The 24,200-nt window shown below is 67.4% G+C and carries 23 protein-coding genes; 5 read left to right on the forward strand and 18 right to left on the reverse strand.

The window, feature by feature from the left end; genetic code table 11:
- Window positions 1-17: 17 nt before the first annotated feature.
- The 11 genes from H7U20_RS15255 to leuS form a co-directional block, all read right to left on the reverse strand.
- Window positions 18-1,652 (reverse strand): tetratricopeptide repeat protein, encoded by a 1,635-nt coding sequence (locus H7U20_RS15255; protein WP_199760004.1) that lies wholly within the window; start codon window positions 1,650-1,652, stop codon window positions 18-20.
- A 4-nt stretch (window positions 1,653-1,656) separates the two neighbouring features.
- Entirely contained in the window at window positions 1,657-3,948 is a 2,292-nt protein-coding gene (locus tag H7U20_RS15260; RefSeq protein ID WP_199760005.1) for a putative bifunctional diguanylate cyclase/phosphodiesterase, read from the reverse strand.
- A 4-nt stretch (window positions 3,949-3,952) separates the two neighbouring features.
- Window positions 3,953-6,112 carry an HDOD domain-containing protein gene (locus H7U20_RS15265; protein ID WP_233410783.1) on the reverse strand — a complete coding sequence of 720 codons (2,160 nt, stop codon included), beginning with the start codon at window positions 6,110-6,112 and terminating at the stop codon, window positions 3,953-3,955.
- Window positions 6,113-6,339: 227 nt separating this feature from the next.
- Window positions 6,340-7,620, reverse strand: coding sequence for a multidrug effflux MFS transporter (locus tag H7U20_RS15270; protein ID WP_199760007.1), 1,281 nt, complete (start codon window positions 7,618-7,620; stop codon window positions 6,340-6,342).
- Between the two features lie 175 nt (window positions 7,621-7,795).
- Window positions 7,796-8,998 carry a THUMP domain-containing class I SAM-dependent RNA methyltransferase gene (locus H7U20_RS15275; protein WP_377102531.1) on the reverse strand — a complete coding sequence of 401 codons (1,203 nt, stop codon included), beginning with the start codon at window positions 8,996-8,998 and terminating at the stop codon, window positions 7,796-7,798.
- A gap of 93 nt (window positions 8,999-9,091) precedes the next feature.
- Window positions 9,092-9,694, reverse strand: coding sequence for a 2-hydroxychromene-2-carboxylate isomerase (locus H7U20_RS15280; RefSeq protein ID WP_199760008.1), 603 nt, complete (start codon window positions 9,692-9,694; stop codon window positions 9,092-9,094).
- 10 nt (window positions 9,695-9,704) lie between these two features.
- Window positions 9,705-10,133, reverse strand: coding sequence for a CopD family protein (locus H7U20_RS15285; RefSeq protein ID WP_199760009.1), 429 nt, complete (start codon window positions 10,131-10,133; stop codon window positions 9,705-9,707).
- 66 nt (window positions 10,134-10,199) lie between these two features.
- The gene (locus H7U20_RS15290; protein WP_199760101.1) at window positions 10,200-11,465 is read right to left on the reverse strand and encodes a glutamate-5-semialdehyde dehydrogenase; all 1,266 of its coding nucleotides are present in this window, start codon (window positions 11,463-11,465) and stop codon (window positions 10,200-10,202) included.
- 61 nt (window positions 11,466-11,526) lie between these two features.
- Window positions 11,527-12,543 (reverse strand): DNA polymerase III subunit delta, encoded by a 1,017-nt coding sequence (holA, locus tag H7U20_RS15295; protein WP_199760010.1) that lies wholly within the window; start codon window positions 12,541-12,543, stop codon window positions 11,527-11,529.
- 18 nt (window positions 12,544-12,561) lie between these two features.
- Window positions 12,562-13,158: an LPS-assembly lipoprotein LptE gene (locus H7U20_RS15300; RefSeq protein WP_199760011.1), complete on the reverse strand. Its 597-nt coding sequence runs from the start codon at window positions 13,156-13,158 to the stop codon at window positions 12,562-12,564.
- A gap of 4 nt (window positions 13,159-13,162) precedes the next feature.
- Window positions 13,163-15,805: a leucine--tRNA ligase gene (gene leuS / locus H7U20_RS15305; protein WP_199760012.1), complete on the reverse strand. Its 2,643-nt coding sequence runs from the start codon at window positions 15,803-15,805 to the stop codon at window positions 13,163-13,165.
- A 164-nt stretch (window positions 15,806-15,969) separates the two neighbouring features.
- On the opposite strand from leuS, the gene H7U20_RS15310 reads away from it, so the two are divergent.
- The 4 genes from H7U20_RS15310 to map all read left to right on the forward strand — a co-directional run bounded on the left by H7U20_RS15310 (window position 15,970) and on the right by map (window position 18,397).
- On the forward strand, window positions 15,970-16,734 hold the full coding sequence (locus tag H7U20_RS15310; protein ID WP_199760013.1) for an AraC family transcriptional regulator: 765 nt from the start codon (window positions 15,970-15,972) through the stop codon (window positions 16,732-16,734).
- An 86-nt stretch (window positions 16,735-16,820) separates the two neighbouring features.
- Window positions 16,821-17,186 carry a VOC family protein gene (locus H7U20_RS15315; RefSeq protein ID WP_199760014.1) on the forward strand — a complete coding sequence of 122 codons (366 nt, stop codon included), beginning with the start codon at window positions 16,821-16,823 and terminating at the stop codon, window positions 17,184-17,186.
- Between the two features lie 109 nt (window positions 17,187-17,295).
- Window positions 17,296-17,580, forward strand: a complete 285-nt coding sequence (locus H7U20_RS15320) for a ParD-like family protein (protein ID WP_199760015.1) — start codon at window positions 17,296-17,298, stop codon at window positions 17,578-17,580.
- A 43-nt stretch (window positions 17,581-17,623) separates the two neighbouring features.
- Window positions 17,624-18,397, forward strand: a complete 774-nt coding sequence (gene map, locus H7U20_RS15325) for a type I methionyl aminopeptidase (protein WP_370593160.1) — start codon at window positions 17,624-17,626, stop codon at window positions 18,395-18,397.
- Window positions 18,398-18,566: 169 nt separating this feature from the next.
- Here the strand turns inward: map and H7U20_RS15330 are convergent, their stop codons facing one another.
- From H7U20_RS15330 to H7U20_RS15350, 5 genes are read right to left on the reverse strand one after another with little or no spacing between them, the layout of a single operon-like run.
- Entirely contained in the window at window positions 18,567-18,893 is a 327-nt protein-coding gene (locus H7U20_RS15330) for a barstar family protein (RefSeq protein WP_199760016.1), read from the reverse strand.
- Window positions 18,893-19,324 carry an ExbD/TolR family protein gene (locus tag H7U20_RS15335; protein WP_199760017.1) on the reverse strand — a complete coding sequence of 144 codons (432 nt, stop codon included), beginning with the start codon at window positions 19,322-19,324 and terminating at the stop codon, window positions 18,893-18,895. Before H7U20_RS15335 ends, H7U20_RS15330 begins: the two co-directional genes overlap by 1 nt.
- A gap of 9 nt (window positions 19,325-19,333) precedes the next feature.
- Window positions 19,334-20,020 (reverse strand): MotA/TolQ/ExbB proton channel family protein, encoded by a 687-nt coding sequence (locus tag H7U20_RS15340; protein ID WP_199760018.1) that lies wholly within the window; start codon window positions 20,018-20,020, stop codon window positions 19,334-19,336.
- 15 nt (window positions 20,021-20,035) lie between these two features.
- Window positions 20,036-20,854: a 4-hydroxy-tetrahydrodipicolinate reductase gene (dapB, locus tag H7U20_RS15345; RefSeq protein ID WP_199760019.1), complete on the reverse strand. Its 819-nt coding sequence runs from the start codon at window positions 20,852-20,854 to the stop codon at window positions 20,036-20,038.
- Between the two features lie 3 nt (window positions 20,855-20,857).
- Entirely contained in the window at window positions 20,858-21,517 is a 660-nt protein-coding gene (locus H7U20_RS15350) for an outer membrane protein assembly factor BamE (protein WP_199760020.1), read from the reverse strand.
- A gap of 78 nt (window positions 21,518-21,595) precedes the next feature.
- On the opposite strand from H7U20_RS15350, the gene fur reads away from it, so the two are divergent.
- Entirely contained in the window at window positions 21,596-22,024 is a 429-nt protein-coding gene (fur, locus tag H7U20_RS15355) for a ferric iron uptake transcriptional regulator (RefSeq protein ID WP_199760021.1), read from the forward strand.
- 151 nt (window positions 22,025-22,175) lie between these two features.
- Here fur and hrcA read toward each other — a convergent pair whose 3' ends face one another.
- Both hrcA and H7U20_RS15365 read right to left on the reverse strand, forming a co-directional pair.
- Complete coding sequence (gene hrcA / locus H7U20_RS15360) at window positions 22,176-23,192, reverse strand: heat-inducible transcriptional repressor HrcA (RefSeq protein WP_199760022.1); 1,017 nt, start codon at window positions 23,190-23,192, stop codon at window positions 22,176-22,178.
- Between the two features lie 105 nt (window positions 23,193-23,297).
- Window positions 23,298-24,059 (reverse strand): HAD family hydrolase, encoded by a 762-nt coding sequence (locus H7U20_RS15365; RefSeq protein WP_199760023.1) that lies wholly within the window; start codon window positions 24,057-24,059, stop codon window positions 23,298-23,300.
- Window positions 24,060-24,200: the final 141 nt, after the last annotated feature.

Here is a 24,200-nt window from a genome sequence, read left to right on the forward strand (position 1 = left end):
TGGCGGCATGCGGGGACTTACTCGGCCGGCAGGACCAGGGCCAGGCGGGCGCGCGCCAGCGCCAACGCGCCGGCGTCGAGGCGGGCGGCGGCTTGGCGCAGGTATTTGCCGGCGGCCGGACCGGCGCCGTTGCGCTCGGCCGTGGCCAGCCACAGATAGGCTTGGCCGGCGTCGGCCGGCGCGCCCTGCCCGCTCAGGTACATCAGGCCCAGGTTGAACTGGGCGCGGCCGTGGCCCTGGCGCGCCGCCTGCAAATACCAGCCGTGCGCCAGCGCGTAGTCGCGCGCCAGCCCCTGGCCGTTATCGTGGCGCAGGCCGAGGGCGAACTGGGCCTGGGCGTGACCCTGCTCGGCGGCCTTGCGATACCAGGCGTTGGCCTGCAGCGGATCGGGCGCCGGGCCGTCGTCGAGGTCGTGCAGCAGGCCCAGTTTGAATTGGGCGGCGGCGTAGCCTTGCTCGGCGGCGCGGCGGAACCAGGCCAGCGCGGCCCGCTCGTCTCGCGTCACGCCCTGCGCCGTCTCGTAGCGAAGGCCGAGGTCGAACTGGGCGCGCAGATGGCCCTGCTCGGCCGCCTTGCGCAGCCAGTCGACCGCCGCCGCGCCGTCCTGCGCCACGCCGTAACCGGCCTCGCACAACAGCGCCAGGTGGTATTGCGCCGCCGGGAAGCCCTGCCCGGCCGCCTTCAGGTACCAGCGCGCCGCCTCGGCGTGGTCCGCCGCCACGCCCTGGCCGTGCTCATGCCGCAGGCCGACGTTGTGCTGCGCCGCCGCGTGGCCCTGCTCGGCCGCCTTGCGGTAGCAGGCCAACGCCTTGGCGTCGTCGCGCGGCACGCCCTGGCCGTTGTCGTAGATCAGACCGAGGTTGAACTGCGAGCTGGCGTGGCCCTGCTCGGCGGCGCGGCGGTACCACAGGATGGCCTTCTGGCTGTCCTGGGCGATGCCCTCGCCCTTGTCGAAGCGCAGCGCCAGGTTGAACTGGGCCGGCGCATAGCCCTGCTCGGCCGCCTTGCGGAACCAGGAGATCGCCTGGCCGGAGTCCTGCGGCACACCCTGGCCGTTGTCGTAGCGCAGACCGAGGTTGAACTGGGCGCGCGCATAACCCTGCTCGGCCGCCTTGCGGTACCAGGCGATGGCCTGCTTGAAGTCCTGCGGCACGCCCTTGCCGGTGTCGTACATCATGCCCAGGTTGTTCTGCGCGCCGGCGTCGCCCTGTTCGGCGGCCTTGCTGAACCAGCGCATGGCCTGCTCGCTGTCCTGGGCGATGCCCTGGCCCTTGGCGTACAGCCAGCCCAGGTTGTACTGGGCGGCGGCATAACCCTGCTCGGCGGCCAGCTGGTACCAGCGCGCCGCCTCGGGGAAGTCCTGCGCCACGCCCTGGCCCTTCTGGTACATCACGCCGAGGTTGTACTGGGCATGCTCCAGGCCGGCGGTGGCGGCCTGGCGATACCAGTCCAGCGCCAGCGCGTAGTCCTGGCCGATGCCCTGGCCGTTGAAGTACATGAAGCCCAGGCTGTGCTGGGCGTTGGCGACGCCGCGCTCGGCCAGCGCCTTCACCCGCAGGAATTCGGCGGTGAAGGTGGCCGCGTCGGCCACTGTGGCCACTGCGGCCACCGCGGCCGGCAAGGCGTTGGCGCTGGCGTTGGCGTTCGGCATGGGCTCAGGCCTGGATGGCGATCGCGGCCAGCTGCGGCGCCGGCGCATGCGGCGGCGCCACGCTGTCGCCGGCCTGCTGCTGCAGCACGCCGATGAAGTTCGACAGCGAAATCGGCCGGTGGTAGAAATAGCCCTGCATGGTGGTGCAGCCGTGCGACTGCAGATAACGCGCCTGCAGCGCCGTCTCGACGCCCTCGGCCACCAGGTGCAGGCCGAGGCCGCGGGCGATCGAGATGATCGCCAAAATCACCGGATAGTGGCCGTGCTCGTCGTGGATCTCCTTGACGAAGGACTGGTCGATCTTGATGGTGTGGATGGGGAAGCGGTGCAGATACGACAGCGACGAGTAGCCGGTGCCGAAGTCGTCGATCGCCACCGACACGCCCAGCTGGCACAGCTTGTTGAGCTGCTCGATGGCGTACTGCGGATTGCGGATGCAGATGTTCTCGGTGATCTCCACCTCGATCTGCGCCGGCGAAATGCCGTAGCGGGTCAGCGCGCCGCGCATCTTCTCGAAGAAGTCGCCGCGGTCGAGGTATTGCGGCGACAGGTTCAGCGACAGGCGGATGGCGTCGCCGCCGGCGGCGTTCCACAGCAGCAGGTCGCGGCACAGCGCGCCCAGCATCCAGTCGGAGATCGGCAGCATCAAGCCGTTTTCCTCGGCGAAGGGGAGGAACTCGCCGGCCGACAGCAGGCCGCGCTGCGGATGGTTCCAGCGCATCAGGCCCTCGGCGCCGATGATGCGGCCGGTCGCCACGTCGACCTGCGGCTGGTAGTACATTTCCAGCTCGTTCTGTTCCAGCGCCTTGCGCAGGCTCTGTTCCAGCGCGATCTTCTGGTGCGACACGTCGAGCATCGAGTTGTGATAGAAGCTGTGGCCGTTCTTGCCCAGCGCCTTGACCTGGTACATGGCGATGTCGGCGTGGCGCAGCAGTTCGTCGATGCTCTCGCCGTCGCCCGGGTAGATGGCGATGCCGATGCTGGCCGAGATGTGCACCTCGTGGCCGTCCAGGTCGAACGGTTGCTGCAGGCTTTCGAGGAACTTGTCGGCGATGGCCTTGGCGTCCTGCCGGTCGCGCAGCTCGGGCAGCACGATGGTGAACTCGTCGCCGCCCTGGCGCGCCAGCGTGTCGCCACGGCGCAGGCATTCCTTCAGGCGCAGCGCCACCTGCTGCAGCAGCTCGTCGCCCTTGACGTGGCCCAGCGTGTCGTTGACCAGCTTGAAGCGGTCGAGGTCGACGAACATCACAGCCAGCTCGGTCAGCTTGCGCTTGGCCTGGATCACCGCCAGGCCGAGGCGGTCCTTGAACAGCATGCGGTTGGGCAGGTCGGTCAGGATGTCGTGGTAGGCCTGGTAGGAGATCACCTCCTCGGCGCGCTTGCGGTCGGTGATGTCGCGCGCCACGCCGTAGATGCCGAAGTACTCGCGCTGGCGCGGTTCCTGGTCGGGCTGGTGCACGCCGATGGCGTTCAGCGCGATGGTCATCAAGGTGTTGCTGAAGGTGCGCTCGACGCCGCCGCCCTTGGCGTCGCCGTTGCACTTCAGGCGCAGCTCGACGTTGCGCGAGGCGCGCGCGTCGCCGCGCCGCTCGCTGAAGACGTAGCGGGCGCGTTCCTGGTCCTCGTCGTGCACCAGCATCGAGTAGTGCTTGCCGATCAGCTCCTCGCGCGAGAAGCCGAGCAACTGCTGGACGCGGTCGTTGACGAAGGTGAAGCGGCCCTCGTGGTTCAGGGTGTAGATGATGTCGGGCGAGCTGTCGACCAGGTAGCGGTACATCTTCTCCGAGTTTTCCAGCTGCGAGGCGATGCGCGCGTTGTCCTGCGCCAGGCGGCGCTGCTGCAGCGCGTTCTGCACCGTCTTGAGCAGCTCCTCGCGGCTGTAGGGCTTGCGCAGGTAATCGTAGGCGCCGCGCTTGAGGGCGCCGATGGCCGCCTCGATGCCGACGTCGCCGCTCATCACGATGACGTCGCCCTCGATGCCGCGCTCGTTGATGAAGTCCATGATCTGGTGGCCGCTCATGTCGGGCAGACGCAGGTCGAGCAGGATCAGGTCGAACTTCAGCCGGCTCAACTGGGCCAGCGCCTCGCTGCCGCAGGTGGCGGTGACCAGCTGGTAGTCGCGGTCGCGCAGCAGCTCGTAAAGCGAGGACAGCAGGCGCGGCTCGTCGTCCACCAGCAGCAGGCGCGGGCCTTCGCTGGCGTGGCAAGCCGGCGCGCCGGCCGGGGTCATGTCCATCCGCGGGGTGTCGGCGGTTGGCGCGTTGGCAGCGGGGCTGCCGGGGTTCAGGTTCATCATGGCCTTAGACGGAGTCCATCGCCCGCGCTTGCACGCCGACGACTTGGCTGGTGCTGCCCCGGGCGGGCAGCAAAATTTCAAAGCTGGTGCCGGCGCGGCCGGAACGGCAGGTGATCAGGCCCTGCATCTTCTTGACCAGGTTGTGCACGATGGACAGGCCGATGCCGTGGTGCGGCCCGGCCTTGTTGCTGCGCACCGGCGCGAACAGATTGGCCAGCACCTCGGCCGACAGGCCGGGGCCGTTGTCGCTGACCACCAGCTCCAGGTACAGCCGGCGCTCGCGGTTGACGTGGCCGCGGTTGGCGATGTCGATGCGGCCGCCGTCGGGCATCGCCTCGACGGCGTTCTTGACCAGGTTGACCAGGATCTGCTTGAGGATGTCGGCGTCGCCGTCGATCTCGGCCGGCTCCTCCTGCATGCGCACGACGATCTGCAGCGAGGCCGGCACGAAGTCGGTGGCGCGGAACAGGCGCAGCACGTCGTCGACCACGCGGGCGACGTCGGTGTGGCGCGCCGTCTCGCTCGGCTGCAAATCGGCCAGGCCGTTGATCAACTGGCCGACGCGGTCGATCTCCTCGTTGAGGATCGACATCTCGCCGACCACCGGCTCGCGCCGCGCCAGCTTGCTGTCGAGGACGGACAGGTAGTTCTTGATGATCGACAGCGGGTTGTTGACCTCGTGGACGACGCGGCGCGAGGCCTCGCGGTACTCCTCGGCGACGTGGTCCAGCTGGCGGCGGGCGTGGCCGCGTTCGCTCAGCGTGGTCTCCAGCGCGCTGGCGGCCTGGGTGGCGAAGGACTGCAGGAAGCGTTCGCGCTTCTGCAGGCCGGCCAGCTGCCAGGCGGCGGCGGCGCCGAGCAGCACGCCCAGGCAGCGCTGGTTGGCCACCAGCGGCAGGCAGACCAGGGCCTCGCTGCCGAGGATGCGGAACAGCTGCTCCTCGGCCAGGGTCAGCGCGGCGTCGCCGCGCGTCAGATAGGCCGGCTTGCGCTGCCGCGCCGCGTCGGCGATGGCGCCGCCCTTGGCCAGCGGGATGGCGAATTCGGCCAGCCGTTGCTGCTGCTCGCCGCCGGCGCAGCCGACCAGGGCCTGGCCGGTGGGGTTCTCCAGCAGCGCGACGGTGCTGCCCAGGTCGAACAGGATGCGCGCCGAACGGGTCATCGATTCGAGCAGGCCGCTCTCGCCCTGCTGGCGGGCGAAGGTCTGGCCCATCTCGGACACCAGCACCATGTTGCGCACCTCCTCGGACAGGCGCTGCTGCACCGGGTCGAGCGGCGGCGGCGGGGCGTAGGCCGGCGGCGCCACGATGTCGTCGGCGCCGGCCAGCTCGATGCCCAGGTAGGCGGCCGACTTGTCGACCTGGCGCGCGGCGGCGTTGCGCACGGCGGCCAAGGTGTCCGCTTCCAGGCCGCACAGGCGGCTGGCCTCGACGATGTCGTCCTGGTAATGCTCCTCGTCGCCGTGGCAGCACAGCAGGTGCGACAGGCGGACGATGCGGATCAGCGGGTGCGCGGCCTCCAGCCGGGCGGCCGGCTCGTGGTGGTACAACACGCTGTCGGCCAGGAAGGAGTCGAGGTTCCAGCGCTCGATCAGCCAGGCGCCCGCCTCCGAATGGGTGATCTGCAGGGTGCGCTGCTCGACGGCGCAGAGGTCCTCGTCGTCGCGCGCCATGAAGTTCAGCGCGTATTCCTTGGGCGCGGTGGCCAGCAGGGCGAGCCGGCCGACGTTGTGCAACAGGCCGGCCAGATAAGCCTCCTCGGCCTGCGGGTAGTCCATGCACTTGGCGATGTCGCGCGCCAGCACGGCGGCGGTCAGCGAATTTTTCCAGAAGCCGCGCAGGTCGGTGCTGCCGGAATGGGGGAAGCTGTTGAAGGTCTGGAACACCGATTCGCTGATCACCAGCGTCTTGATCATGTCGGTGCCGAGCGACACCAGCGACTGCTCCAGGCTGACGCTGCGGCTGTGGCGGTGATAGGCCGAGCTGTTGGCCACCGTCAGGATCTTGCTGGTCATGCCGGCGTCCTTGGCGATCAAGGCGGCCAGCTCGGGCATGCCGGCGTCGTCGGCCTGCAAGTGCTCGATCAATTTGATCAGGATCTGCGGCATGGCCGGCAGGCGGGCAATCAACAAGCGATTGCGGATATCGTGTTCTGATTGCTGCATCGTATCAAGCATTGCCGCCAAGGGACATTGAATGGAAAGCGGCACTCAAGGTCGAAGGGCCACCACGGTGTTATTGATTGACTGTTGTAACAAGCAACGCGTAGCTGCGACGGCCTCGTGGACCGTCTAACCGTGCCTAAAAATCGATATTAGCATAAACAAAGGGGTGACTAATCCGCAAGAAACATTTCCTGCTAAACTTTTTTTACTTTCCTGCCGTTAATGAATTAGCGATCCGGATGGCGTAGTAGCATGCTCCGGTAAGCGCGCGACGTCAACCACAAAACGAGAGCAGAGGCACTAAAGCCCAGCTGTCCGGCGGCTAACCACAATACCGAATGTGATAGAAACGGCGCGATCACGCCCGCCACCAGGGCCGCCAGCAGGGTCGAGACGAACGATTGGCAAGACGCCACCGTGCCCCGGATGTGCGGGAACAAATCCATCGCCAGCAAGGTCGCGCCGGGCGCCACCATCGACATGCCGAAGGTGTAGACGAATATCGGCGCCACCGTCCAGGGCAGCGCCGGCGGCAGCCAGAGGTGGTAGCAAACGTTAAATATCGCGGCCGACAGCAGGAAACAGAAGCCAATACCAATTTGTCGCGAAAATGTCATTTTGCCGGCGATCCGGTTGGCCGCCAGGGCGCCGAGGAAGATGCCGCCGACGGCGGGAATGAACAACCAGGCGAACTGGTCGGGGCCGAGGCCCAGGTGCACCGGCAGCAATACCGGCGCCGCCGTGATGTAGACGAACAGGCCGGCGAAGTTCAAGGCCACCACGCCGGACTTGAGGTGGAACAGCGGCGAACGGAACACCTGGCCGTAGTTGTGCATCAGGTAGTGCGGGTTGAAGGGCTGGCGCTTGTGCGGCGGCAGCGTTTCGGGCAGGCGGCGGTAGCACAGCACGAACAGCAGCACCGTGTAGCCGAACAGGAACAGGAAGATGGCGCGCCAGTCGAGCAGCTTGACGATCCAGCCGCCGGCCACCGGCGCGATGGCCGGGGCGATCGAAAAGATCATCGTCACCATCGACAGCAGCCGCGCCGCCGCCGCGTCGGCGTACAGGTCGCGGATGATGGCGCGGCCGACCACCACGCCGGCGCCGGCCGAAACGCCCTGCAGCGCGCGGAAAGCCCACAGGTAGTGCACCGTGTGCGCGGCGGCGCAGCCCAGCGTGCCGATGGCGAACATCACCAACGAGACCAGCACCACGTTGCGCCGGCCGAAGGCGTCCGACAGCGCGCCGTGCCACAGCACCATCACCGAGAACGACAGCATGTAGAAGGTCAGGCTTTGCTGCACCTCCAGCGGGCTGGCCTGCAGCGAGGCCTGGATCGCCGGGAAGGCTGGCAGGTAGGCGTCGATCGAGAACGGGCCGAGCATCGACATGAGGGCCAGCATGACGGCCAGCAGGCCGGCGGCGAGCGGACGGCGATGGCTGGGTGGTGGCGGCGGAATGGCGGCGACGGGGTCGGGCGGCAGATTGGCGGGCGGATTGGGGAACATGGCGTATCGAGTGAAAGCCCGTCGTTCCCGCGCAGGCGGGAACCCATGCTGAGCCTGGATTCCCGCCATGTTAAGCAAAAGATCGCTGCGGTCTATGCGGGGAACGCATACGGGGGATGGGGGGAGGCCATACGGGGTATGGATTCCCGCCTGCGCGGGAACGACGGCGGCTAGCTTAGACGGTCTTCGGCTTGGCTTCTTCGCGGCGGTTGTAGCCGGCCACCATGTCGAAGCGGAACAGACGGCATTCCAGCGCGCCGTTGAAGAACGGCGTCTTGCGCGCCTCTTTCAAGCGCAGCAGGCGCGGCAGGCCGAGGTCGGCGGTGAACAGGAACACGGTCCAGCCGGCGAAGCGCTGCTTGAGCGTGGTGCCCAGCGCCGAGTAGAAGGTGGTGGCCAGCTCGTCCTCGGGCACGGTGCTGTCGCCGCGCACGCCGATCCGCTCGCCGTACGGCGGGTTGGTCAGCAGGATGCCGGGCGCCTCGGTCGGCGCCTTGACCTCTTGCGCCTCGATCTGCTTGAGCGGCACCTCGAACAGGATGCCGGCGCAACGCAGGTTGTGGCGGGTCATTTCCACCATGTCGCCGGAGATGTCGCTGCCGAAGATGGTCGGCGACTCGGGCAGCGGATTGACCTTGACGGCGGCCTTCATGGCCTGCCATGGCGCCGCGTCGAAGCCGTTGAAATTCTCGAAGGCGAAACGGCGCCGCGCGCCCGGCGGAATGCCCTGCACCATCTGCGCCGCTTCGCACAGGATGGTGCCGGAGCCGCACATCGGATCGAACAGCGGCGTGCCCGGCTTCCAGCCCGAGACACGCAGCAGGCCGGCGGCCAGGTTCTCGCGCAGCGGCGCGTCGCCGGTCTCCTCGCGCCAGCCGCGCTTGAACAGCGCCTCGCCCGAGGTGTCCAGATAGATGGTGAACTGGCGCGCGTCGAGGAAGCCGACGATGCGCATGTCCGGCGCCTTGGTGTCGACCGAAGGACGCTTGTTGAACTGGTCGCGGAAGCGGTCGCAGACGGCGTCCTTGATCTTCAGCGTGGTGAACTCCAGGCTGCGCAGCGGCGATTTGACGGCGGTGACGTCGACGCGGATGGTGTGGTCGACGTCGAACCAGTCTTCCCACGGCTGGGCCAGGACCAGGTCATAGATGTCGTTCTCGTTCTGGTAGCCGGTGACGGCCATGCGCATCAGCACGCGCGAGGCGATGCGCGAATGCAGGTTGATGCGGTAGGCGTCGTGCAGGTCGCCCGAGCAGTGGACGCCGCCGGGCACCTGGTTGTGCACCTTCAGGCTGTTGCTGTCCTGGGCGATCTCGCCCAGCTCTTCGGCCAGCGCCGCTTCCATGCCGCGCGGGCATGGGCAAAAATATGAAGCCATGGTGTACCTTTTATCCGTTAAAAAACAAACACTTAGAAAAACAAAACCGCAAAAATCAAAAACGAAAACGCAAAAACAAATCTTGCTAAAACACTAGCGGGCCAAGGCCCGTTCCAGGAAGTCGAGACGATCCTGGCCCCAGAAGCTCTCGCCCTGGTAGACGTACCACGGCGCGCCGAACACGCTGGCGGCGCTGGCGTCGTCGGTGTTGCGATCATACTCCGCCTGCACGCTGGCGGTTTCGACCGACTTGAGCAGCATGCGCCCTTCGAGGCCGAGGCCGTTGGCGATCTGCGCCAGCGTCTCCTCGTCGCCGATGTTCTTCTCCTCGGCCCACAGGCCGCGCATGATGGCGCCGCTCAGTTCCAGCGCGGTGTCGACGCCCAGCGCCAGCCGGGTGGCGATGATCAGCCGCGCCGCCAGGTCGGGCGAGACGGGGAAGAACTTCGGCTGCACGTTGAGCGGCAACTGCAGGTGTTCCGACCAGCGCGCCAGCTCGGTCAGGCGGTAGGCCTGGCGCTGCGGCGCGCGCTTGGCCAGCGGCAGGCCGCCGGACTGGCCGAACACCTTGCCCAGGTCGAGCGGGCGCAGGTCGATCTGCACGCCGTGCTGGCGCGCCATGGCGACGAAGCGCGCGTGGCCCAGATAGCTCCACGGCGAGTGGGGCGCGAAATAATATTGGCAAACTTTAGGCATACGGCCCCGCTCAGAAAGGTTTGACGACGACCAGCACGACGATCGCCAGCAGCATGAACACCGGCACCTCGTTGAACACGCGGAACCACTTGTGGCTGCGCTTGTTGGCGCCGTTCTCGAACTTGCGCAGCAGCGAACCGCAGGCGTGGTGGTAGCCGATCACCAGCAGCACGAAGAACAGCTTGGCGTGCATCCAGCCGGGCATCTTGAAGCCGTCCGCGCCGCCGTACTGCAACCACAGCAGGGCGAAGCCGAGCAGCACGGCCGGCACCGACAACAAGGTCGTGAAGCGGTACAGCTTGCGCGCCATCAGCAGCAGCCGTTCGGTGGTCACCGTCTGGTTCTCCATCGCCAGGTTGACGAACAGCCGTGGCAGGTAGAACAGTCCGGCGAACCAGGACGTGATGAAGAGGATGTGCAGCGCTTTAATCCAGAGCATGAAGGTCCCGAGAATGAGAGGATGGCGGGCGGCGGCCGGCGCCGCCCGATGGAATAGGAAGATGGATCAGTTGCGCACTTCGCCGTGGCCGAACACCACGTACTTGAGCGAGGTCAGTCCCTCCAGGCCGACCGGGCCGCGGGCGTGCAGCTTGTCGTTGGAGATGCCGATCTCGGCGCCCAGGCCGTATTCGAAGCCGTCGGCGAAGCGGGTCGAGGCGTTGACCATCACCGACGCCGAGTCGACCTCGCGCAGGAAGCGCATGGCGTCGCTGTGGTTCTCGGTGACGATGGACTCGGTGTGCTTGGACGAGTAGCGGTTGATGTGGTCCATCGCCTCGTCCATGTCGGCCACCACCTTCACCGCCAGGACGGGCGCCAGGTACTCGGTGGCCCAGTCCTCTTCGGTGGCGGCAAGCAGTTGCGGGTAGCCGGCCAGGATGGCCTGCGCTTCGGCGTCGGCGCGCAGCTCGACCTGCTGGCCGGCGTACAACTTGGCCAGCTCGGGCAGCACGGTGGGCGCGATGGCGCGCGCCACCAGCAGCGTTTCCATGGTGTTGCAGGTGCCGTAGCGGTGGCACTTGGCGTTGAAGCCGATGTCGACCGCCTTCTTCAGGTCGGCCTGGGCGTCGATGTAGACGTGGCAGATGCCGTCCAGGTGTTTGATCATCGGCACGGTGGCCTCTTCCATCAGGCGGGCGATCAGGCCCTTGCCGCCGCGCGGCACGATGACGTCGACATACTGCGGCATGGTGATCAGGGCGCCGACGGCGGCGCGGTCGGTGGTGTCGACCACCTGCACCGCGTCGGCCGGCAGGCCGGCCCCCAGCAGGCCTTCCTGGACCAGCTTGGCCAGGGCGCGGTTGCAGTGGATCGCCTCCGAGCCGCCGCGCAGGATGGTGGCGTTGCCGCTCTTGATGCACAGGCCGGCGGCGTCCACCGTCACGTTGGGACGCGACTCGTAGATGATGCCGATGACGCCCAACGGCACGCGCATCTGGCCGACCTGGATGCCGGACGGGCGGAATTTCAAACCGGAGATCTCGCCGATCGGATCGGCCAGCGCGACGATCTGGCGCAGGCCCTCGACCATGGTGGCGATCGCCTTGTCGGACAGGGCCAGGCGGTCGAGCATGGCCGGCGCCAGGCCGGCGGCGGCGGCGGCGTCCATGTCGCGCTGGTTGGCGGCGCGCAGCTGGGCGCTGTCGCGCACGATCGCGTCGGCGATCAGCAGCAGCGCGCGGTTGCGCGTGGCGCTGTCGGCCCGTGCCATGGCGCGCGAGGCGACGCGGGCCCGCTGGCCCACTTGTTCCATGTACTGCTTGATATCCATCGTCATTGCCTGTCCCTGTCCAGAGTGTTCGTGTCGGCCGCTCGCGCGCTTGGCCGGCCGCCTAGCCGCGCGCCACTTTCAGCGCCAGTTGCAGCATGGCGTCCCAGGCGTCGCCGGCGAAGGCCTTGGCGCGCAGGCCCTTGATCATCTTGTCGACCTGGGCCGCGTCCTTCATGGCCGCCTCCAGCGTGGCCAGCGAAATGCGGCGCAGCGCCGGGTCCATCATGCGCTCGCGCGGCCCCCAGATGCGGTATTCCTTCAGCAGCGCGCCCAGCGGGCGGCCCTGGGCCATCGCGGCCTTCAATTTTAACAGCGTGCGGATTTCCTCCGCCACCGCCCACAGCACCAGCGGCAGCGCCTCGCCCTCGCCCTTCAGGCCTTCGAGCATGCGCACCAGCCGCGCCGGATCGCCCGACAGCATCGCCTCGCTCAGCTTGAACACGTCGTAGCGCGCCACGTTGAGCACGGCGTCGTGCACCTGCTCGTAGGCCAGCTTGCCCGGCTCGTGCAACAGCGCCAGCTTCTGGATCTCCTGGTGCGCCGCCAGCAGGTTGCCCTCGACACGCTCGGCGATGAAGTCGATGCTCTGCCGGTCGGCGCTCTGGCCCTGGGCGGCCAGGCGCTGGCCGATCCAGTTGGGCAGTTGGCTCCGCTCGATCTGCGGGATGTCGATGTAGACGGCGGCCTGCTGCAGCGCCGCCACCCAGGCCGCCTTCTGCGTCTGCCAGTCCAGCTTGGGCAGGGTGATCAGCGTCAGGTTGTCGGGACTCAGGTCCTTGACGTAGGCCTGCAGCGCCGCGCCGCCGTCCTTGCCCGGCTTGCCGGTGGGGATGCGCAGTTCGATCAGCTTCTTGTCGCCGAACAGCGACAGCGCCTGATTGGCCGCCAGCAGTTCGCCCCATTTGAAGCTGCGCTCGACGGTCAGCACGTCGCGCTCCGAATAGCCCTGCGCGCGCGCGGCGCGGCGGATCTTGTCGGCCGCCTCCAGCGCCAGCAGATGCTCGTCGCTGGTGATCACGTACAGCTGCGCCAGCGGTTTGCCCACATGGCCGTCCAGCGCTTCAAGCCGCAATTGCATGCTTCGTCCTTGCCCTGGTTACCGCTGCGGCGCGGACGCCGCCGGCGCCTGCGCCGGCACGGCCGGCGCCAGCGACATCGCCGCCACCGGCTTGATCGCCGCCATGCGGCGCATCATCTGCTGCACCAGGTCGGACTGCATGTCCTTGTACAGCAGCGCCTCTTCCTGCTCCTTGGCCAGCAACTGGGTCTCGTTGAAGTCCAGCGCGCGGACCAGATTGATCGGCGTCGGGCCGAGCAGCAGGTTGCCCTGCTGGTCGCGCACCTGGAACACGATGGCGTAGGACAGCAGGTACTGGCGCACCCGGCCGCTGGCGTTGAGCGACAGGATGGACTTGCTGCGCGTCTTCTCCGGATCGCTCAACACCTCGATGACGCCGTCGGCCTCCTTCGGCGTGGCGACGATGGTGGTGCCGCCGTAAGCGCGCACGGTGCGTTTCAGGTCGATCGCCAGCGGCGACGTCTCCGGCAGGCCGACGTACAGGGTCGGGAAGGGCAGCAGGTACTGGCTGCCCTGGCCGCGCAGGTGGAAGCCGCAGGCCGACAGCAGCAGCGCCAGCGCCAGCAGGGCGCCGCCCAGGCGGCCGCGGCGGATCAGGACGGAGGTGGTCGTCATCGTCTTAGACCACGATGCTGATCAACTTGCCCGGCACGACGATGATCTTCTTCGGCGGCGTCTCGATGTACTTCTGCACCGCCTCGCAGGCCAGCGCGGCGGCCTCGATCGAGGCCTTGTCGGCGCCCTTGGCGACGGTGATGCTGCCGCGCAGTTTGCCGTTCACCTGGATCATCATCTCGATCTCGGCCTGTTCCAGCGCGGCCGGGTCGACTTGCGGCCAGACGGCGTTGAGCAGGTCGCCGAACACGCCGGCGTAGCCCAGCTCCTGCCACAGCACGTGGGTGATGTGCGGCGCCACCGGGTTGAGCAGGCGCAGGAAGATCGAGAAGCCCTCGGCGACCAGCGCGTTCGATTCGGCGCTGTCGTCCAGCTTGGCCGACTCCATCGTGTTGAGCATCTTCATGCAGGCCGACACCACGGTGTTGTACTGGATGCGTTTCAGGTCGTAGTCGGCCTGCTGCAGGATCTTGTGCAGTTCGCGGCGCAGGGTTTTCTGCGGCTCGGTGGCGACCGGCGCGGCGGCCGAGGCCAGCGCGCCGCCGATGCGGGCGGCCTGGGCGTAACCGTAGGCCCAAACGCGGCGCAGGAAGCGGTTGGCGCCCTCGACGCCGCTGCCCGACCATTCCAGCGTTTGCTCCGGCGGCGAGGCGAACATGGTGAACAGGCGCGCGGTGTCGGCGCCGTACTGTTCGATCTGCGCGGCCGGGTCGATGCCGTTGTTCTTCGACTTCGACATCTTCTCGGTGCCGCCGATGTGGACCGCCTGGCCGTCGCTCTTGAGCGTGGCGCTTTGCGGACGGCCCTTGTCGTCCAGCGTCAGGTCGATGTCGGCCGGATTGAACCAGGTCTTCTTGCCGGAGGCTTCCTCGCGGTAGTAGGTCTCGTTGAGCACCATGCCCTGGGTCAGCAGGTTGACGAAGGGCTCGTCGAACTTGACCAGGCCGAAATCGCGCATGATCTTGGTCCAGAAGCGGGCGTACAACAAGTGCATGACGGCGTGTTCGATGCCGCCGATGTACTGGTCCATCGGCATCCAGTAGTCGTTGCGCGCGTCGACCATCGCCGCGTTCGAGCCGGCCGAGGTATAGCGCATGTAGTACCACGACGAATCGACGAAGGTGTCCATGGTGTCGGTTTCGCGGCGGGCCGGCTTGCCGCACTGCGGGCAGTCGCACTTGAGGAAGGCCTCGTGCTTGTTCAGCGGATTGCCGCTGCCGTCGGGCACGCAGTCCTCCGGCAGCACCACCGGCAGGTCTTTTTCCGGCACCGGCACGGTGCCGCAGTCGGCGCAGTGGATCATCGGGATCGGCGTGCCCCAGTAGCGCTGGCGCGAGATGCCCCAGTCGCGCAGGCGGAAGGTGATCTTCTTCTCGCCCAGGCCCTTGGCGGCCATTTCGGCGGCGACCGCCTCGACGGCGGCGGCGTAGTTCAAACCGTCGAACTGGGCCGAGTTGCAGACGATGGCCTGCTCCTTGTCGCCGTACCATTCCTGCCAGGCCTCGGTGGAAAACTCCTTGCCCTCGGCGCGGATGACCTGCTTGATCGGCAGAGCATATTTTTTGGCGAAGGCGAAGTCGCGCTCGTCGTGGGCCGGCACGCCCATCACGGCGCCGTCGCCGTAGCTCATCAGGACGTAGTTGCCGACCCAGACCTCGACCTGGGCGCCGGTCAGCGGATGGCTGACGAACAGGCCGGTCGGCATGCCCTTCTTCTCCATCGTCGCCATGTCGGCCTCGATCACCGAGCCGAGCTTGCACTCGGCGTTGAAGGCGGCCAGCGCCGGGTTGCTTTGCGCGGCGTGCACCGCCAGCGGGTGCTCGGCGGCGACGGCGGCGAAGGTCACGCCCATCACAGTGTCCGGACGGGTGGTGAAGACATACATCTTGCCGTCGCCGATCAGCGCGCCGGCGGCGTCCTTGATCTGGTGCGGGAAGGCGAAGCGCACGCCGGTCGACTTGCCGATCCAGTTGGTCTGCATGGTGCGCACGCGCTCGGGCCAGCCGGGCAGCTTGGTGTCGACGTATTCAAGCAGCTCGTCGGCGTAGTCGGTGATGCGGGCGTAGTACATCGGGATTTCGCGCTTTTCGATCAGCGCGCCGGAACGCCAGCCGCGGCCGTCGACCACCTGCTCATTGGCCAGCACAGTCTGGTCGACCGGGTCCCAGTTGACGGTGCCGGTCTTCTTGTAGATGATGCCTTTTTCCAGCATCTTGAGGAACATCCACTGGTTCCACTTGTAGTATTCCGGCTTGCAGGCGGTCATTTCGCGCGACCAGTCGATCGCCAGGCCCATCGATTCCATCTGCTCGCGCATGTGGGCGATGTTGGAATAGGTCCACTGCGCCGGCGGCACGTTGTTGGCCATCGCCGCGTTCTCGGCCGGCATGCCGAAGGCGTCCCAGCCCATCGGCATCAGCACGTTGTAGCCGTTCATCCGCAGGTAGCGGTACATCACATCATTGATCGTATAGTTGCGCACGTGACCCATGTGCAGCTTGCCCGAAGGGTAAGGCAGCATCGAGCAGGCGAAATACTTGCCTTTTGGGAAACGCGGGTCATGCTCGACGGCTTTGTAGGCGTCGATCGCCTTCCAATGGGATTGGGCGGCTTGTTCGACGTCGGCGGGACTATATTTATCTTGCATGATGTGTGCGACCAGCGTGGCCCGGCCAAAAGTGAATATGAACCGGACATTATACTGGCTGATTCAGTTGTGTAGCACGCCGAGGCCGGCAGACTGCTGCATTGCGGCAAAATCGGCCACGGCCGCCGCGCCACCGCCCGCCGCCGCGCAGTAAAATGGCCGCCATGCTCTATCAGGAATATGCCCCCCATCCGGCGCTGGCGCGCCACGTCGACTGCCTGTGGACCTGCCGCGTGCACGGCCGGGCGCAGGCGGTGGCGCACCGCGTGCTGCCGGACAACTGCGTCGACATCCTGTGGCAGAACCAGAAGCCGGCCGGTTTCGCCGTCGGCATGATGAGCAGCGTCATCGAAGTGCTCAGCAGCGGCCTGGTGCAGACGGTGGCGGTGCGCTTCAAGCCGGGCGCGGCCGGCCGCTTCCTCGGCCTGCCCTTGCACGCGCTGACCGACCAGCGCGCCGACCTGGGCGAACTGTGGGGGCGCGGCGAGGCGGCCCGCTTGGCCGACGGCCTGTGGACGCGCGAGCTGGGCGAGCGTGACCGCCTGAACCTGCTTGAAGCGCAGCTGCTGGAACGGCTGCGGCGCGGCGCCGACGCGGCCCGCGCCAACTCCAGCGAGGCGCTGGTGGCCGCCGCCCTGGCCGCCATCGCCGGCGACGGCGGCGCCGGCCGCATCGCCGGCCTGGCCGAGCGGCTGGGCGTGTCGCGCCAACATCTGGCCAGCCTGTTCCGCGCCCGCGTCGGCTTGACGCCCAAGCTGTACGCCCGCATCTGCCGCTTCCGCCGCGCCACCGAGGCGCTGCGCGACGGCGCCGCGCCGGACTGGGCGCAACTGGCGCTGGACTGCGGCTATTTCGACCAGTCGCACCTGATCCACGACTTCCAGGAGTTCGCCGGCAGCGCGCCGGAGCGCTTCCTGGCGGCCCGCTGAGCTTCCATTTTTCCAATCGGCGCCGGCGACGGCGTGCCAAGATGCTGTTTTTCCAACATATCCCCACCACCACTCAGGAGAGCAAGATGATCAAAGGTTTGCGCACGGTAATGTACCCGGTGCCCGACATGGAACAGGGCAAGGCCTGGTACAGCCAGGTGTTCGGCGTGGCGCCCTACTTCAACCAACCGTTCTACATCGGCTTCGCCGTCGGCGGCTTCGAGCTCGGCCTGTTCCCCGACGGCCAGCCCGGCACCAGCGGCAACCGCGCCTACTGGGGCGTCGACAAGATCGAGGACGACGTGGCCCGCATCGTCGCGCTGGGCGCCAGCGTCTTCTCGGCGGTGCAGGACGTCGGCCAGGGCATCAAGGTGGCCGAGCTGCTCGACCCCTACGGCAACGTCCTCGGCCTGATCGAAAATCCGCTGTTCGACGCCAAGGCCGTCGCCTAAGCCCTCGTCTAAGCCGTCGTCTAAGCCGGCGGCACAGGCGGACTGTACTTTGCCCATCTCCTCGTGATAATATACGTTTCATATATAAACCGTATAGAGGAGGCTAGAGATGGGCATAGTGAAAATTTCCGACCAGATGCACGAGAACCTGCGCGTCGCCAGCGGCGCGCTGAGCCGCTCGATGAACGCGCAGGCCGAGCACTGGCTGCGCATCGGCCTGCTGGCCGAGACCAACCCCGACCTGCGCTACAGCGACATCTGCCAACTGCTGCTGCGCGCCGCGCAGGACGGCGGCGTGCACCTGCCGGGCGCCGCCAACGACGCCGCCGGCGTCAATCCGGCCGCCCTGGCCGCCGCCGTGCAAGTACTGGGAGGCGCCCATGAGCAAGCGTAAGAAGGACCTGTCCATCCTCATCAAGAGCGCCGAGCAGATCGAGATGGCACGCGTGGCCGCCGAGCTGGCGGCCGACGTGCTGACCTTCATCGCGCCGCACGTCAAGGCCGGCGTCAGCACCGACCACCTGGACCAGCTGTGCAACGACTACATCGTCAACACGCAGAAGGTGATTCCGGCCAACGTCGGCTACGGCGGCTTCCCCAAGACCATCTGCACCTCGGTCAACCAGGTGGTCTGCCACGGCATCCCGGCGCCCGACCAGATCCTCCAGGATGGCGACATCATCAACATCGACGTCGCCGTCATCAAGGACGGCTGGCACGGCGACACCAGCCGCATGTACGTGGTCGGCCAGGCCAGCAAGGCGGCGCAGAAGCTGATCGACACCACCTTCGAGGCGATGTGGGCCGGCATCCGCGCGGTGCGGCCGGGCGCGACCCTGGGCGACGTCGGCCACGCCATCCAGACGGTGGCCGAGAAGGCCGGCTTCAGCGTGGTGCGCGACTATTGCGGCCATGGCATCGGCATGGTCTACCACGAGGATCCGCAGGTGACCCACTACGGCAAACCGAGCCAGGGCCTGGTGCTGAAAAAAGGCATGTTGTTCACCATCGAGCCGATGATCAACGCCGGCCGCGCCGCCACGGTCGAGCTGGACGACGAGTGGACCGTGGAGACCCGCGACGGCAGCCTGTCGGCGCAATGGGAACACATGGTGACGGTGACCGACACCGGTTACGAGGTGTTGTCGCTGATCGCCGGCGAGCGCAAGACGGCGGCCCAGCCGGCGCCGCAGGTGCAAGTCGAGGCCTGAAACAAGGCCGGCTCATCCGCCTGCGGGTCGGCGCATGAGGCAAACCCCGGCGGCGTGAATCTGGGGTCGGACCCCAGCGGGGTCCGACCCCGGCTCTCGGCCCTTGGGGGGGCCGACCCCGGCTCGCGGCCCCCGGGTGGTGTGGCCGCCGCCGGCGCCCGGACCGCGCCTAGCGCAGCACCAGCTTGAGGGCCGGCTTCTCGCCGTAGTCCTCGTAACGCTCGTTGATGCCGGCCACGCAATAGGTGAGCTCTTCCAGAATATCCGGCACGGCGGTGCGCATCGCCTCGGCGCCGTCGATGACGATCTCCAGCACCTCGTTCGGTTTCAAGCGAAACTTGCTCATGCCGTCCTCGTCGCGCAGATAGCTGAGGCAGTCGACCCAGGCGTCCATGCTGTTGCCGTAGCTGTCGGGGAAGCCCATGGCCGCCTTGCACTGCTCGTGGAAGGTGGTGAAGTCGACGATTGCGGCGCCATTCAATTGTGCGGTAGCCATTATTTTTTCTCTTGTTTGTTGGGGTCGGTGACGAAGCTCAGCTTGCCCAGGCCGCGCCCTTGCGCCGCCGCCATCACCTGCGCGACGACCTCGTAGCGGGTGTCCTTGTCGGCGCGCAGCTGCAGCTCGGGCTGCGGCGTCTGTCGCGCCGCCGCCAGCAGGCGGGCGTCCAGCGCGGCCGGGGCCAGCGCCTCGTCGTTCCAGTAGATTTGTCCCTTGGCGTCGATCGCCAGGGTGATGCTGGCGGCCGGCGCCGCCGGCTGCGCCTGCGCCTGGGCGCGCGGCAGCTCCAGCTTGACGGCGCTGGTGAACATCGGCGCGCCGAGGATGAAGATGACCAGCAGCACCAGCATCACGTCGACCATCGGCGTGACGTTGATGTCGGCCATCGGGCCGGGCTGGCGGTGGTGGTTGAATGCGCCGAAGGCCATTGCGCTCTCCTAGGTTCGCAGCCGCTCGCCGCTGGTCAGGTAGGCGTGCAGGTCGTGCGCGAAGGCGTCCAGCTCGGCCAGCGTGAGCCGGTTGACGCGGTTGAATCCATTGTAGGCCAGCACCGCCGGAATCGCCACCGTCAAGCCGATGGCGGTCATGATCAGCGCTTCGCCGACCGGGCCGGCGACCTTGTCGATCTGCACCGTGCCGGCCGCCGAGACGTTGGCCAGCGCGTGGTAGATGCCCCAGACCGTGCCCAGCAGGCCGATGAAGGGGGCCGTCGCGCCGATCGAGGCGAGCAGGGTCAGCCCCGCCTCCAGCCGCGCCGTGCTGTGGTGGATGGCGGCGCGCAGCACCCGGGTGACCTGCTCGGCATGGCCGAGCTCGCCGCCGATCGAGGGCCGGCCGGCCACCATCAGCTGGGCCGCGCCCCGGCGCGCCAGCGGGGCGTAGATATTTTCCGGGTCGGCCAGGCTCAGGCCGGCGACGCCGTCGTGCATGGTCGGCGCGTCCCAGAAGGCCTGCAGCGCCGGCGCGCTGCGCCGCACGCGCCAGGCCGTCAAGGACTTGGACAGGATGAAGAACCAGCTCAGCAGCGACATCGCCAGCAGCAGGTAGGCGACGGCGTGGCTGATGGCGTCGCCCTGCTGCCAGTAGTTCGCCAGACTGAAGTGGTTGTCGACGGTGGCGCTCATGTCCGGCGGCGGCGCTTAGACGCGCGGGGTGTTGAGCGACAACACGTCGTTCATGTCGAACAGGCCGTTCGGCTTGTCCGCCAGGAAGCGCGCGGCGCGCAGGGCGCCGTGGGCGTAGGTGATGCGGCTGCTGGACTTGTGGCTGATCTCGATGCGCTCGCCGGTGCCGGCGAACAGCACGGTGTGGTCGCCGACGATGTCGCCGCCACGGATGGTGGCGAAGCCGATCGACGACGGGTCGCGCTCGCCGGTGATGCCCTCGCGGCTGTAGACGGCGCAGTCCTTCAAGTCGCGGCCGAGCGCGTCGGCCAGCACTTCGCCCATCTTCAGCGCGGTGCCGGACGGGGCGTCGACCTTGTGGCGGTGGTGCGCCTCGATCACTTCGATGTCGTAGCCGGTGGCCAGGCTCTTGGCGGCCAGTTCCAGCAACTTGAGGGTGACGTTGACGCCGACGCTCATGTTGGGCGACAGCATGATGGCGGTCTTCTTGGCCGCCGCGGCGATGGCGGCCTTGCCGGCCTCGTCGAAGCCGGTGGTGCCGATGATCATCTTGATGCCGTGCTCGGCGCAATAGGCGACGTGCTCCAGGGTGCCTTCGGGACGGGTGAAGTCGATCAGAAAGGCGGCGCCGGCCAAGCCACGGGCCAGCTCGGACTCGATGGCCACGCCGGCCGGCTTGCCGAGGAAGGCGGCGGCGTCGCTGCCGACGCCGGGCGCGGCGGCCACGTCCAGGGCGCCGGCCAGGCGCGCGTCGGGCGCCGCCAGGATGGCTTCGATCAACATGCGGCCCATGCGGCCGCCGGCGCCGGCGACGGCGATGTTCAATTCAGTCATGGCTTATTCCTTGTTCTTGATGACCGGCGTCACCTCGACAGGGCGGGCGGCGGCGTTGTCATTGCCTGCTGGCAACGGCGCGCTGCTCGGCGCCGGCTGCAGTGTTGGCGCGTTCGGGTCTTTTTTCACGACGGGCGCCGGACCGGCGATGCGGGCGATATACTCCTTCTCGGTCGGCAGGTTGCCGCCCTCGAAGCGTTCGACCTTGCCGTCCTTGAAGAAGACCACGACGCGGCTGGTGGTCACCTCGCCGTTGCCCTTGGCCAGGCGGAAGGGGTAGTCCCAGCGCTCGCCGTGGAAGATGTCGGTCAGCAGCGCGGTGCCGAAAATGAATCGGACCTGGTCGCGCGTCATGCCGACCTTCAGCTGGGCCAGCATCTCTTCGGAGACGAAGTTGCCCTGTTGAATGTCCGGCCGGTAGGGCGAGAAGAACCACATGAACTTCTGCAACTGGGTGATGCTGGTGGTCTGCGCGCCGCTGTCCGGGGCGACGCTGGCGCTCTCCTGCTGGGCGGCGGCTGGCTTCTCGCCAAGCACGGTGCGGCTGGCGCAACCCGTGACGGCAACGGCGGCCAACGCGACGCACACGGCGCCCGTCAAACGGGGGGCGCGTTGTGTAAGACGGTGCAACAAAGACTGCGATAAAGCCTGGGTGACGCGCATAAGTGTCCTCAATTGGATTGAGCAGAAGTGCCAAAACGCTATATCATAAAGCACATGAACCAGAATAGAGTAACAAACATGAGTAACAATCCTAGCGACCTGAAGGCCAGCGGCCTGAAAGCCACCCTGCCGCGCCTGAAGATCCTCGACATTTTCCAGAGCAGCCCGGTACGCCATTTAACCGCGGAAGACGTGTATAAGATCCTGTTGTCCGACAATATGGACGTTGGCCTGGCCACCGTCTACCGCGTGCTGACCCAGTTCGAGCAAGCGGGCTTGCTCAACCGCAACCATTTCGAGACGGGCAAGGCGATCTTCGAGCTCAACGAGGGTTCCCACCACGACCATCTGGTGTGCCTGGACTGCGGCAGGGTGGAGGAGTTCTTCGACGACGAAATCGAGCAGCGCCAGCAGATGATCGCCAAGGAGCGCGGCTTCCACATCGCCGAGCACGCGCTGGCGATTTATGGCAATTGTGTCAAGACGGCCTGCCCGCACAAGACTTAAACCAACCCCCTCACGCCGCGGGGCGCCGGCTTGGCCCCAACCCAAGAGCCTAACCCAAGAGCCTAACCCCGGGGTCGGACCCCGCGGGGTCCGACCCCGGCTTTGCGCCTCGGGGGTCGCCCGGCGTTGCCGGCGCCCCACGCCGATTTCCTCAGTGCTGGCTCAGCGCGTTCGACAACAACTTCGCCGTGATGTCGACGATCGGGATCACCCGCTCGTAGGCCATGCGGGTCGGCCCGATCACCCCCAGCGTGCCGACGATCTTGCCGTTGGCGGCGTAGGGCGCCGTCACCACACTCATCTCGTCCATCGGCACCAGGTTGGACTCGCCGCCGATGTAGATCTGCACGCCGCTGGCCTTGCTCGACACGTCGAGCAGCTGCATCAGGCCGGTCTTCTGCTCGAACATGTCGAACATCTGCCGCAGCGACGTCATGTTGGACGACAGGTCACTGACCGACAGCAGGTTGCGCTCGCCGGCGATGACCATGTCGTCGGAGCTGTCGGCCATCGCCTCGCTGCCGGCCTCGACGGCCGCCTGCATCAGCCGGCCCATGTCGTCGCGCAGCTGGCGCAGCTCGGCCTGCATGCGCGCATGCACCTCGTCGAAGGCCAGGCCGCCATAGTTCTGGTTGATGTAGTTGGCCGAGTGCACCAGCTGGGCCGGCGTGTAGTCGACGTCGGTCAACAGCAGGCGGTTCTGCACGTCGCCGGTGGGGCCGACGATGACCAGCAGGATGCGCTTCTCGGACAAACGCAAAAACTCGATCTGCTGGAACACCGATTCGCGCCGCGGACTGAGCACCACGCCGGCGAACTGCGACAGCGACGACAGCATCTGCGCCGCGTTGGCGATCATTTTCTGCGGCTGCGGCGCCTGCAGGCGCATGCGGCCCTCGACGGTGTGCTCGTCGAAGTGCTGCACCGTCAGCAGGGTGTCGACGAAGATGCGGTAGCCGCGCGGCGTCGGCACCCGGCCGGCCGAGGTGTGCGGGCTGGCCACATAACCCATCTCTTCGAGGTCGGCCATGATGTTGCGGATGGTCGCCGGCGACAGGTCGAGGCCGGAGATTTTCGAGAGCGCGCGCGAACCGACCGGCTGGCCGTCGGCGATGTAACGCTCGACCAGGGCTTTGAGCAGGGTTTGGGCACGGGTATCGAGTTGCATGGTTCTATCTGCGGCTGCTTGGTGGGGACGACATGGGATCGGATGTTGCCCTGAGGATTCGGGGGCTGTGCTCTTATTATGCACGCTTGCCGACGGCGCCGGGCATCATTCTTCCAGCTGGCGCTCGATCCAGCGACGAACTTCGTCAAAACTGGCGCAGATGGCGTCCGGCACCACGCCGGCGGCCAAGTGGGCGTCGCCGCCGTGGCGGTTCAGCCAGACGGCGCGCAGGCCGGCGCGCTGGGCGCCGACCACGTCGAGCTGCAGGTCGTCGCCGACATAGACGGCGTGCCGCGGCGCCACGCCCAGCGCGGCGCAGGCGGCCAGGAAGATCGCCGGGTCGGGCTTGCCGTGGCCGACATGGCAGGCCGCCAGGCTCACCTCGAAATGCTGGTCGAGGCCGATCGCCGCCAGGTCGCCGTTGCCGTTGCTGATGGTGCCCAGGCGCAGCTTCTGCTTCAGCCGCAGCAGGCCGGGCAGCACGTCCTCGTACAGCACCACGGCGTTGCGGGCGGCTAGGAAGTGGCGCATCGCCGCCTCGACGTGGACGCTGTCCTCGCCGGCCTCGGCGAAGGCGGCCAGCAGGCCGGCGCGGCGCACCGCGCTCAGGTCGATGGCCAGCTCGGGGCGGCTGCGCAGCAACGCCATGCGGTACTCGCGCAACTGCTCGATGGAGAAGCGCTGCGCCACCTTCGGCGCGTGCTGGCCCAACCAGGCGTGCAAGGTCAGCTCGGCGCGGGCGATGACGGGGCCGATCGGCCACAGCGTGTCGTCGAGGTCGAACAGGACGGCCTGCGGGCGGCTGGACGTGGACGTGGACGGGGAGGTGGACGGGGACGGGGAAGGCGGCGGGGCGGCGGTGGACATGGCGCAGGCGGTGGTGGCGGGAAAGGATATTGTCGCACTTCCGGCGCCGGCGCGGCGCGGGTCTTCGCGGCAATATTTCCCGGATACATGGCGGCGGGCGGCGCCACGGCACGCTTCGCGGCTATCATATGCTCTTGCCCC

Source organism: Rugamonas violacea, from assembly GCF_016461825.1.
Lineage (GTDB): Bacteria > Pseudomonadota > Gammaproteobacteria > Burkholderiales > Burkholderiaceae_D > Rugamonas.